The organism is Bradyrhizobium erythrophlei, assembly GCF_042430365.1.
In the GTDB taxonomy this organism is placed as follows: Bacteria; Pseudomonadota; Alphaproteobacteria; order Rhizobiales; family Xanthobacteraceae; genus Bradyrhizobium; species Bradyrhizobium erythrophlei.
In genome coordinates this window covers 52248-63715 of the sequence record NZ_JBHMET010000233.1, presented here as the reverse complement: position 1 = coordinate 63715, position 11468 = coordinate 52248, and the positions used below count along the sequence as shown (strand labels likewise).

9 protein-coding genes are annotated in these 11468 nt (G+C 61.0%); 8 read left to right on the top strand and 1 reads right to left on the bottom strand.

The window, feature by feature from the left end:
* Window positions 1–24: 24 nt before the first annotated feature.
* On the bottom strand, window positions 25–1794 hold the full coding sequence (locus ACFFWD_RS35605) for a tetratricopeptide repeat protein (protein ID WP_376973570.1): 1770 nt from the start codon (window positions 1792–1794) through the stop codon (window positions 25–27).
* Here ACFFWD_RS35605 and ACFFWD_RS35600 point away from each other — a divergent pair.
* From ACFFWD_RS35600 to ACFFWD_RS35565, 8 genes are all read left to right on the top strand, one after another.
* Window positions 1793–2260, top strand: a complete 468-nt coding sequence (locus ACFFWD_RS35600) for a hypothetical protein (protein ID WP_376973568.1) — start codon at window positions 1793–1795, stop codon at window positions 2258–2260. The genes ACFFWD_RS35605 and ACFFWD_RS35600 overlap by 2 nt on opposite strands.
* Before the next feature lie 17 nt (window positions 2261–2277).
* Window positions 2278–3183 (top strand): S8 family serine peptidase, encoded by a 906-nt coding sequence (locus tag ACFFWD_RS35595; protein WP_376973566.1) that lies wholly within the window; start codon window positions 2278–2280, stop codon window positions 3181–3183.
* A 132-nt stretch (window positions 3184–3315) separates the two neighbouring features.
* Entirely contained in the window at window positions 3316–3666 is a 351-nt protein-coding gene (locus tag ACFFWD_RS35590) for a hypothetical protein (RefSeq protein WP_376973564.1), read from the top strand.
* Between the two features lie 146 nt (window positions 3667–3812).
* Window positions 3813–6248: a hypothetical protein gene (locus tag ACFFWD_RS35585; protein ID WP_376973562.1), complete on the top strand. Its 2436-nt coding sequence runs from the start codon at window positions 3813–3815 to the stop codon at window positions 6246–6248.
* 319 nt (window positions 6249–6567) lie between these two features.
* Complete coding sequence (locus ACFFWD_RS35580) at window positions 6568–7008, top strand: E2 ligase fold family C protein (protein ID WP_376973560.1); 441 nt, start codon at window positions 6568–6570, stop codon at window positions 7006–7008.
* Between the two features lie 162 nt (window positions 7009–7170).
* Window positions 7171–7314, top strand: coding sequence for a hypothetical protein (locus ACFFWD_RS35575; protein WP_376973558.1), 144 nt, complete (start codon window positions 7171–7173; stop codon window positions 7312–7314).
* Window positions 7315–7329: 15 nt separating this feature from the next.
* A complete protein-coding gene (locus tag ACFFWD_RS35570; RefSeq protein WP_376973556.1) occupies window positions 7330–7881 on the top strand; it encodes a hypothetical protein in 552 nt (183 codons plus the stop codon).
* Window positions 7882–7964: 83 nt separating this feature from the next.
* Window positions 7965–11432: a hypothetical protein gene (locus ACFFWD_RS35565; protein WP_376973554.1), complete on the top strand. Its 3468-nt coding sequence runs from the start codon at window positions 7965–7967 to the stop codon at window positions 11430–11432.
* Window positions 11433–11468 lie beyond the last annotated feature (36 nt).

The window sequence follows — 11468 nt, the reverse complement described above, 5'->3', positions numbered from 1 at the left end:
AAAAATGAATGAAGTGGCTATCCACTATGCGGTCCTGCTTTGATCGTCGTTCTCGAGCCAAGCGGACCGCTCGATCGGCACCAGTTTCAAACCTTCGACCAAGTAGCTCGTCCACTTGCTGTCGACGAACGGCAGCCAGTCGATGAACCGCTTGGAGAAGTCCGGCTTTAGTAACAACAGTTCCTCCAGCGCGTCGCGTGCCGCCGATAATTCGCCGGTCCGGGCAAGCGCATTCACCTTGATGACATGTGCGTACCAATAGGCAGGACGAAGGGCGAGAGCGTGGTCCGCATGCTCGATCGCCTTGCTCCACTTGCCGAGCATGCTGAACGCAAGAGCAAGTTCAGTCAGCGCATAGAAATTCTGGAGATCGTTCGAGTTCAGCCGTAGCGCCGCCTGCAGATGTATGATGGCCTGCTCTGGCTGGCCGGTTAGATTGAAGCTCCCTCCCAATTGGGCATGCGCCATGGACAGACTTGGATTAAGCGCAATCGCTTGTTGCAGGAGCTCCTGGGCCGCCAAGGGATGCCGTAGCCACATTTCCGCGATGCCGGCCAGCATATACCCGCGGCCGTCATCGCGATCGGCATAGATCGCGTCCTGAGCCAACTTGCGCATCTCGTAGACGCGATCTTTCGGCTGGCGGCCCGCCCAGATCGCCCAGCCGAGGGCGAAGGTCGATTGGAGGAGCGCTTCCGATGACGTTGGATCGAGTGCCAGCGCTTCGGCAAACAGCTTCTGCGCCATTTCGGAATCAGTCTTGGTGAGCCGGTTAAGGTGCCAGCGGCCGCGCCATATCAAGTCGTTGACGGTGAAATTATCCTGCCGTTTGCCCCGAGTCCGCATCTGCTCGGCATGATCGACCCTGGCTTCAAGACTAGCCACCAGCTCTGCGACGAATTGATCGAAGGAATTCTTTGATGTCAATGATGGCAGGATGAACCGCTGCGTCCAGACGGTATGTCCGTTGGTCCCGTCAATCAGGCTTGCAACGATCAGAGGGGTGTCGCGGTCTCGGCGCAGGCGACCTTCGAGCAGATATCTGGCCCCGAGACTTTTGCTGACGGTTCTTCGATCGGTCGCGTCGGAGAACGAGAAGCTCGAGCTTCGGGATATGACTGGTAACCAGCGGATTCTTGACAGGCGCTCGATGAGCTCCTCACTAATGCCCTCCGCGATATAGTCATACTGTTCGTCGCCGATCATGTTCAAGAAGGGCAACACGGCAAGAGCCGAGCTACCTTCGAATCCGATTGGCGGTTGCGATGTATCAACGATATGCAAGGGCAGCAGCGAAGCCGATGTCGGCGTGTCAGAGGCGGGACGTGGTGACGATTCGCTGAACGGTTTGCTCTGGGTGAGAGCTGTGCGCGTGAGCAGGCGTCGTTGTTCTCGAAGCCATTCCTCAAAGCCGTCCTCACCCGCAATGTCGAGCCCTTCAAGGAATTCCCCGGGCAGCGGATGAGCTAGTGCACGTCGTGCGTCGACGTCGATCAGCTCAAGGTTAAGTGTTACACGATCGCGTCCAGTGACGAGCAGCTGCGTATCGTGGTTCAGCAGCTTTCTGAGGTTGGACAATTCCCGCCGCAAGCTGCCGCGCGCTTCGGTCTGTTGTCGCTTTCCCCACAACCTGTCCTGCAGCCAGCTGCGCGTGCGCTCGCCGTCTCTCGCCATAGCAAGCATTGCAACCACCGCGACCCCCTTCTTGCTGGGGATTTCAACGCGCTCACCTCCAGGTTTCAGAAGTCGGAATGGTCCGAACAAACCTAACGTGAACCGCTGAGCCGTCGCCATGATTGCCAGAATTTTCCGCCACACCCAAGACGAGCATAGCAGTTTTCACCGTTCGATCACGCTTTTTTCACGCGGATTGAACGCTTCCATCGCGGAGTACGGACGACCGCGGGCGAAGGTGCCGGCAGCCGGAAAGAGCGCCGGCAACGGGTATGACAGGAGGGCTCGCATGAAATTGCTTATCGTCCTCGCCACGGCGGTTTCTCTATCCACCGTCGCTCCTACGGTTGTTTACGCAGACGATGTGAATCTCGCTCCGACCTATCAGCCGCATCCCGAGACCGACAGCGAGCGCCTGCAGAACTTCAGAGTGCCGTCACCACCGCCGACCAGCTATCCCAACGTCAGCGGCGGCGATCGCGGTGATCCGCGCCTGAACATCAATCGCGACGTTTCGCTGGGCGGAAATGTCAGTCCGCACAGCGTCGAGGGAAATGTGCGTTTCCCAATTCCTGGACGACATTGATCAAGGGAAGTAATGCAATGATGGGCTTGGGGACTGCCGACACGTTGCGAAAGACCATCGGGGCATGCCTCGGGCAGGGCGACCCCAGGGTCAGAATTGCCGTACTGGACGGCCGAGTCGATGCTACGCATGGCTGCTTCCTCGGCGCCCATCTTAGACCGCTGGAAATCCCGGTCACTGCTGACAGCGATGCCAGCGCGCGCGGGACGCACACTGGCAGTTTGATCTTCGGACAACCCGGAAGCTCGGTCGCGGGACTGGCGCCGCGGTGCCGCGGCCTGATCGTCCCGGTCTTCGGAAACGACGGTCCGCGATGCTCCCAACTGTGTCTCGCGCGGGCGATCGAGCTGGCGATCGAGCATGGTGCTCACATCATCGATATTAGCAGGGGTGAGTTTGTGAGTTCTGGCACGACTCAACTGGAGTTGACACGAGCGATCGATAGATGCGTGCACCACAATGTGATGATTGTGGCGGCGGTAACGACGGTCGGCCTTGATGCAGCAGAGCCGATCCTTGCTGTCGATGCCATCCATGAGCCCGGTCATCTGCCGTTCGAACGTATTGGTGGCCATGCGCGCAGTGGTCGGTACGTGCTGGCGCCGGGCTCCAACATCGAAGGCGCAGCGTTGCAGGGCGGCATCGCGCATAGGAGTGGCGCAAGTTGCGCGGCAGCACTGGTCGCCGCGATCGCGGGGCTTCTGCTCAGTCATCAGCTCAGGAACGGACGACAGCCGGATCCGCACCAGGTTCACAGGGCGTTGCTGGAGACGGCAACTCCGTGTCCCTCGTCGGCCGCCGGCGTCATCAATCCCGACGGCGCTCTCGACCATGTCGCAAGCGGGGCGGTGGCTGGTAGAGAGGCCATGGAGTTTTGGACCAGAATCGGAGTGACGATTGCACCGACGGTGTCGGGCCCATGAAGCCGGCGCTCACGGTTTTGGACGATCGATCCGCGCGGTGTAGCGGTGGGTCGCCTATTACGATCGCCGCAGCCGCCGCTTCAATATGGATCGCTAATACGAAATTTCACTGGCAACAAAAGGAGAGCCCTTATGCCGCGCATTATGGATGTCGAACAAGTTCATGTCATCGTGTTCAAGTCGGGACCGCAGGAGGTCTTTGCAGTTCATGCTAGTGGTCACGTTCCTACGACCGGCTGGACTCAGATCGAATTGGACGCGCATGTCTATATTGTCCCGCCGGCCGACGGGATCATGGATTTCGACTTCAACGGAAAGGCACCCGACGGAATCGTCGGCGAAGTGGTATTGCCGGTCACGGCTCAAACCGTACGCCGCATGCCGAAATGGCTGAAGGGCGTTCGCGTTCACGCGAAGCAGAACGCCGTGGAAGAGCTGGTGACCAAGCCGGTTCGGCATCTCGACATGCTGGGTGACGCCTAGGCCAACCTGGTTCTCGATTCCCTGGTCAGGCGCGCGCAAATGTCGAGACGAAGGAGCGGCCAAAGGATCGGTCCGATCCGGTTGGCCGCTCGTCGTCGGCGCGCGGGATTTATCGAATAATCCTTTCAAATGGGGAGATTCTAAAGATGCGTAGTTTCGCCTTCGTGCCGCAATTGACAATGCGGTCGCCAAGATATCGAGGCCGTGTCGCGCAAGCGTTTGGCCTGCTTACTGTGATTTGCGGTCTGTCGAGCAGCCAGGCCTCGGCAGCTGGCGCGTCGTTCTATGAAAGCATCGCCGCCGGCGTCGACAACGCGAATGCACAGGCGATCGCGTACCTTCAGAAGGGAATTTGGCGGACCAACGTCGCGGATACCGAGATGATCTGGCAGATTTCGTCCGCCAACCGTGCACGGATCGAGATCGAGTACGCGAAATCGCAGGTCAAGCGCGGCCTAGTCGATCTCATCAATCCCATCACGGTCACGATCCGCAATACCAGCGGCGTCTGTACCGTGCTGACCTTCAAGCACATCGAATATGGGGAAGGCGGCTTCTTCTCCGGAAACTCCGATCTGAAGATCAAGGGTGACGCGAACTGCAAGGATGCGGACGGCGTCGTTGAGGCTGAAAAGCACCTGGCGCTCGCAAACGATTCATCCGACTTCTTTCAGGGCAGAATCTTCGCTGCGCTTGACGCTTCTCCCGCCATCGCTGCGCTCTCGTCGCGAGGAAAGCCCCCGGTCGAGAAATGCAACAATGCGACGTGCAGCAGCGCGACCCCGGACAAGGGGCCGATTACGCAGGTCTCGATCTATGGCAAGACCGATTCCGCCGGTAATCCATTGGCTCCGTTCGCGCTGGAGTTCAAGGACAACGCGGTCATCCCGCTTTCAGTGAACAATTTCCTCAAGCTGAAGCAGGGCAGCAAGGTGATCGTCACCCAGCTGAAATACGACCTCGTGCAGGAGCGCGGCAGCGCTACGCTGGGTCAGTTGACCGCGCTGTTGAAGGGCGGAACGCTCTCCGCCGGCGATACCACGCTGAACTTTCCGGAGGGCAGCCAGATCGTCTTTCAGAACGCGAGCCTGGATGCTGCGAACGGCCAGCTGAAGGTCTCACGCGGCAGCTTTGAGGGATACCTCGCGAGCGGCTCGGTACTCAGCATCAACTCGAATCCCAAGACGCCCTCCAATGTCGTTCTCGACAGGGCTGCTGTGAAACTCGACGGCATCGAAGCGACGTTCCAGGGAAAGAACAGGACGGTAAGCGCTCAGTTTGGCAGCTTCGATACTCAGATCGTATCTGCTGAGTTGTGGTTCAGCCCGTCGAACAGCGTTCGCCTGGGCTACACCAACCTTCATTTCGACTTGGGATGTCCGGCCGGAGCGCCGGCCGGCTGCCTGCCGATCAACTGGGGGCCAAATGGAACGGCCCTGAGCGGCAAGTTGACCGGTCTTGCTTCGGATATCAAGGGCGGGCAACTCGCGTTGAACAATGCTGGCGTCGTTCAGATTGACGGCGGCAAGATCCTGAGCGGCGAACTCGCCATCGACACCCGCAAGAAGGACAATCTTCTGCTCGGCCGTATCGACGAGTTTACCCTGGAGGCATCGGCCCAGAACATCTCGCTTGATGCTGCCAACAAGATCCGCGTCGCAAGGGTCAAGCTGACCAGCAATGACATTCTGTTCGTTCAGGACGATCCCTATCCCGTGGGGCATCTGAAGGTCGAAGGAGGCGTTAACGGCGCGACGGTCGACGGAATTGGCGACATCGTGGTTTCGAATGCAGCGCTGGACGCGACGATCAGCAGGGTAGCGGGAGACGAGCTGCGGGTAGACACGGCGGCTCTGAATGGACTGATTGTAGTACGATATGACTCCAATCGGCGCGGCAATGTGGACTTCAAGGTGACTGATGCCCGTTATTACCGTGGCCAGGGTGACGGCAAACTCTCGATGACTGCCCGTGACTTCAAATACGATCTTCGGAGTCCACGCGGCTCCGAGCATCCGGAATGTTGCGGCGATCTCGGATTCAAGTCTGATGTCGATGTCAAGGAAATGGTCGTCAATCTGGCCGCCGACCCAATCCAGATCGACGCGGAGATCAAGTCGGCAGCCGGCAAGTGGCAGATCGTGCCCAAGGGGTCGATCGGGCTGGGCGTGTCTGCGAGCGTTGCTGATCAGGAAGCCGTCGACATGAAGATCCGGGAGAAAGTTGGTAGCACGCTCATCTGCCATCCTCACCTTCGCACGGACGCTAAAACCTATCGTATAACGGGAACCGGCACGTTCAGCGTGGGCAGCGGCGGCGGACGGCTCGCGATCACCAATGCCTCGATCAATGAAGGACTTTCCACGCGCGTAGAGGACAATTGCGGTACGGTCGCCCAACTTCTCTGCGGAATTGTCGGAACGATCATTTCCGGAAATCCGATTGGCGGTGCGGCCGCAGCGATTATGTGCGGCAAGGAAGTCGACAAGTATCGAAACATGGCGACCGACGAAATCAAGAATAAGTCGGTGGAGGAGGTTTCGAAGTTCCGATACGAGAGCACGTTCGGCGGCGGCTCTTAAGCAATGCGAATCCGTTGCGCTGTGGGACGAGCCATGCTCGTCCCACTACCTCTTGGTAGGTCAGGGCTCCATCAAAGCCGTTGGTCGACGTCCCGTACCTGACAGAGCGGAACTGCCTTCGATTGTGGACGTTCAAATATGAATTCTCGTAAAGGAAAGGCTAAGAGGCCCAAAGCCACGAAGCTGCGTAGCGCAGGCGCAAACCAAGACAACTTGGTTCTTCTCGAACGGTTTCTCACACTGCCAGCAATCGTAGAAGCCACTGATTGTCTTGCGCTCGTTCAACGCCGGCTCGCGGAGTGCTATCGGCGAAGTCATGATGTCGCAATCCATCCTGCGCCGTTCAAGATCTCCAGGTTCTTCGGTTATTGGCATCAACGATCCGATCGAACTGCAGGACGGGCTTGCCGACGCCGACATAGTCGTCGCTGTCGGCACCACCGGGGTGGCCTCCGGACTCGACGTCATCTACATCGGCTCCGATGGATGGCGCGCGCTGCTGTCGCGGGAGGGGCCAGTGGGGTCCGGGTCGACGACAAATCCGTTCGGCGCCGTCGCAGCCGCGTGCTTCGGCGCCGCCAACGTCTTCAGAAGCATCTTCGCCGACCAGCTTCCCCGCGGCGATCTCGACCACAGGATTGACCTGTCGTTGTCGACCTACGGTCAGGGATCCGCGGCCGCATCGGCGCTGCCGGAGAGCTGCGATCTAGGAGACGGCTATCTCCTGGGACTGGGCGCGATCGGGAACGGCGCGGTCTAGGCATTGTCGCGCGTTCCAGGTCTCGCCGGCATCCTTCATCTCGTCGATCACGAGAACGCCGACCTTTCGAACCTACAGCGCTACGTCATGGTCACGCAGCACGACGTCGGTCGCGGGTAGGTCCGGCTCGCCCGCGCGTTGTTCGGGCAGGGCGCGCTTAAGGTGAGAGCGCATCCGCAACGGTGGAGCGACTATGTCGACGGTCGCCGCAAGCGCGCCTTCGAGCGGGTCGCGGTGGCGCTCGACACCGCCGAGGATCGCATCGCGCTCCAGGCCTCGCTGCCCAAATGGAGCGTGAACGCCTAGACCCAGGACGTCGACTTGGGCGTTTCCCGGCACGGTTTCGCGGACGACGGCGCATGCCTGGCCTGCCTCTACCTGCCGACAGGCGCGGTGAAGAACGAGCACGAACGGGTGGCGGAGGAACTGAGGATTCCCGATGCGCACCAGGAAATCCGGACGCCGCTGCAGACGCGTCGGCCGGTGCCCGAGCCCTTCGTCCGGCGCGTCGCCGCCGCGTTCGGCGTCCCGTTCGATGCGCTCCAGATGTTCGTCGGCCAGCCGGTGCAGACCTTCTACCGAAACGCCATCTGCGGCGGCCTGATGGTCGGACTGACCGGTGGCGCCCACGCGGGCATGGCCGTCGTCCCCATGGTGTTCCAGTCGGCGCTCGCGGGGATCATGCTCGCGGCCGATCTCGTCAAACACGCGGCCGGCATGCCGGCCGCCTCGACCACGACGACACGGATCAACCTGCTGCGACCGCTCGCGCCGGTCCTGGGCGACCCGCGAGCCAAGGATACGAGCGGCCGCTGCATCTGCTGCGATCGCGACTTCCTCGATGCCTACAGGCGGAGATACCGCCTGACGTAGATTTGGAAGCAGATCCGAGAGGCAGGCGCGAGACCTCGACCCGCCGGCTCGCCGTCTGGAGGGGGATCACGGGATTCGTCTGCATGGTTGACTGGTCGCGGAATTGCCACCATTGGTCAGTCGCTGTCACGTCATGGAAGGGATTCCGCGCCTCGGTCGGCCACTTCTTCTCCGCCGGTACTTCGATGTCTCAGACTGAAAGCCGTTTACCGCTCACTTCCGAACAGACTGCGACGGGGGAAACCCTCCGGCTTCTGCTGGGGACCGCCGTAGCGAACCGCTACCTGGACTTCTGCGAGCTTGTCAGCGGCACCCTGCCGCTTCATACGACCTTGCCGCTCGCGGCACATGCGCTGCGCGAACTGGAAGCGCTCGTCCGCGCGGTTCTCGCCGCACCGATGGATGCTGTTATTGCCGAAAGCCCGGAAGCGAAGATCCAGAGAAGAAAGGCGGTGGAGTCGCTGAAAGCGTTCGGCTACGACGACGATGCACTGCAGGGTGTTTCCGGGAAATTGGAGCCTCGAGTGAACCACAGGCTACAGATCGAGCGTATCTGCGATCGGCTCGGCCTGTACCCCGACGCAGATGTCGTCGTGTGCTGGCAAGCGCTTCGCGACATACACGGTTCTGCGCACCAACGGCATTTCGACAAAAGCCTTCGCGTCGATGACGAGTTTCGCGAAAGATATGCACGCCCTTTCGACGTGGTGATGCGAGGCCTTGCCTCCGCCCTGGAGGATCGTTATGCGGCGCTGCTCCAGAGAGCGATGGACATCGCGGCCATGCCGCCGGCACGGGGCATAAAGGCCTTCGTCGCCGAAATTCCGGGGGCGGGACAGCTTCAGCACGGGTTCTACGAGAGTCTGAATTCCGAGGACTGGCTGCCTCTGCTCGATGAGAAGGGTCTGCTCGGCGAGCCGCTCTTCACTCCGGAGGAGGACGACACCGGTTTCCGGCAATGGCCCGTCGGACGCTATCTTCTCCGGATGGCGGCCTCGCCGAACGCTTCGACCCGCGCCATCGTCGTCGCCGCGGTCCGGGCGCTGGCCGCCTCGACACATCCGGACGTCCAACTCGGCGGGGTGGAGATCGCGGCGGTGCTACCTGCGGATGACGCGGCCATGCTGGCTGACACAATCGCCGGCTGGCTCATGCCGGGCGCCAGGCTCTTTTTCCTGCACCCCGCTACCGTCATGAAGAATCTCGCGCGCGGCGGTCAGGGCGCCCCCGCCCTCCGTATCGCTGCCGCCTTCTTCCAGGTCTTTTCGAGAGACGGGCGCCTGGCCACGCTGCACGACCAATTCATGTATGAACACTTCCTGTCGGACACGGCTAAAGATCTCATAGCCCCCGCGCCAGTACCGGCGCTTGAACTTTTCTGCGATCTGCTTCGCCAGGTGGCCGTCGTGAAGGGATACCTGCCCGCGGACGAACACGGCGATCGTTCCCATAACCTTCTCGGCGACATCGACGGCAATCCGCAACACCGCGACATCCCCACCGCGCTTGCCGCGGCGATCGTCGACGCTGCCACCCAGGCGATCCATTCCGACGGATCGCGGACGGGCGACGTCATCACCCGAATCCGGTCGCGCGGTGGTGGATTGTTCGAGCGCATCGCGATGCGCGTCGTAGCGTCGTCCCCCGGCAACGTGCCGGAGCTGGCTACGGCATACCTGGTGAATCCGGACCTAATCGGAGCCTCGTGGTGCCGGACCGAGTACGATATGATCGCGAACGTCTGGTTTCCGACCCTTGATCCGGCGAGGCAGCAAACGATTCTTGATCACGTGGACTCGTTCGTCGACGAAGATGGCTGGAGAAAGTGGTTCGTCGGTGTCCATGATCGAGAACCGAATGAGTCCGAAGCGCGCGAGTACGGCTTCAACACCATCCACGACATCGTCGGCGGCTGGCGCAACGTTCTGCCCGCGGAACGCCAGCGCGCTCTCGACGCCGGCGTCGCGGAATTCGGCGCGGCAAACGATCGTCACTTCCGCATCTACGACTATGCGAAGAGTCCGCGATCGAGCGAGGAGATGCATTCGGCCGGCGTCGAGGCAACGATCGCCTTCCTTAGCGATCGAGATCCGAGTGCCGATGAGAACTCGGCGCGCGAGACCACGGCGCTCGCCGGCGAATTTAGGACCGCAGTCTCGAAGGATCCCGTTGCGTACTCTAGTATCGCGGTCGAGATCTCAGAGCTCGCGCCCATATTCGTGCGCCGATACCTAGAAGCCATGGATACTGCGGCGTTCAACGCCGTTCCACTCGATTGGTCGGCGCTCCTTGCTCTCCTGGCTACGGTGTCTCGGCGCATGCCGCACAGGCCGGACGATCCCGACCGATATCCGATCTTGCGCGCTTGCATCGCGCTAATGGTGTCCGGACTTGGGAAAACCAAGACTATCGATGTTATGCTTCGTGAAGAGATCCTGTCCTTCGCGACGGCGCTACATACAATCGCATCGAATACGTGCGAGCCTGTAGAAGTCCATCGGCGGCCGAAACCTCCGTCCTTCGTGGACGCCCGGCAGACGTTGACGGGCGGCATCGTCGAGTTGTGCATCCTTGCCCTGAATTGGCTTGACGCCAAAGCCGACCGATCGACGGCCGCGCATTCAGCCGCTGCCGCGCCGCCGGGCCGGGCACTTCGGTCCATTCTGGAGCAAGCCCTGGCCGATCGAAGCGACGAGAGCGCCGCTCCACGCATGGTCATGGGCAGATACCTGAACCGGCTCTACCGGATCGAAGGGCCGTGGCTCAAGGAACAACTGCCGTCGCTGTTGCCCGTCGACGACGAGCCGCTGCGCATGGTTGCCTGGCTCGCGCACCTACAGGACGACGTCGGCCCGGTCGACGATTTGATCGCGGAGCCGCCCTATCGCGCCTGCTACGTGGACGAGATTTACAGAATGTCGGATGGTGATCCTAAGGACCGCGAGGCACGCGGTCATCGCCTTGCGGGATTTCTGATCACGCTGTTCCTAAGAGGATCGCTGCCGGAAGAATTGCTCACCCCGTTCCTGGAGCGCGCGCCGATCTCCGAACGTCAAGAGGCGATGCGGCTGATCGGGCTGACAATCGGGTCGAACAGGAGCTCCGAACCGTCGATCTTCAGAGATCGCGCCGAGAGCTACTGGTTGCGCCGGCTTTCGGCGGCCAAGGCGACCGGCGACCCGAGCCAGTTCGCCCGCGAGATCGGCTCCATAGGTCTCTGGTTTCTGTGGGGTGTCGACACCGATTGGCTTACGGAACAGCTTCTCGACGCTCTGGCCGCAGGCTATGCGCCCAACGACCTCTACACGGTCATCGGCGGCCTTGCCAAGCTTGGCGAGGACAGGATCGACAGGGTGATCGAAGTGCTCGAAGGTCTCGCGACCAACCCGTCGGTGAGCCGATACGCGCTCATGGTGCAGCCTGTCGAGCTGCGCAAGATGCTGACCGTCGGTAAGGCGTCCAGATGCGAGAAAACGCGTCGGCGGGTCGACCGGCTCGTGAACGTATTGGCGTCGAAAGGTGTGGACTCGTTCATCGATCTACTTGAGTAGGCCAGTGAGAGACACGCTCCCCAACCTGAGCGACAC

What these genes read in the sequence shown, in the direction of transcription:
- ACFFWD_RS35585 (WP_376973562.1), top strand. Translation starts at nt 3,813, where the DNA reads ATGCGTAGTTTCGCCTTCGTGCCGCAATTGACAATGCGGTCGCCAAGA.
- ACFFWD_RS35565 (WP_376973554.1), top strand. Translation starts at nt 7,965, where the DNA reads ATGGTTGACTGGTCGCGGAATTGCCACCATTGGTCAGTCGCTGTCACG.
- ACFFWD_RS35595 (WP_376973566.1), top strand. Translation starts at nt 2,278, where the DNA reads ATGATGGGCTTGGGGACTGCCGACACGTTGCGAAAGACCATCGGGGCA.
- ACFFWD_RS35605 (WP_376973570.1), bottom strand. Translation starts at nt 1,794, where the DNA reads ATGGCGACGGCTCAGCGGTTCACGTTAGGTTTGTTCGGACCATTCCGA.
- ACFFWD_RS35580 (WP_376973560.1), top strand. Translation starts at nt 6,568, where the DNA reads ATGTCGCAATCCATCCTGCGCCGTTCAAGATCTCCAGGTTCTTCGGTT.
- ACFFWD_RS35600 (WP_376973568.1), top strand. Translation starts at nt 1,793, where the DNA reads ATGATTGCCAGAATTTTCCGCCACACCCAAGACGAGCATAGCAGTTTT.
- ACFFWD_RS35590 (WP_376973564.1), top strand. Translation starts at nt 3,316, where the DNA reads ATGCCGCGCATTATGGATGTCGAACAAGTTCATGTCATCGTGTTCAAG.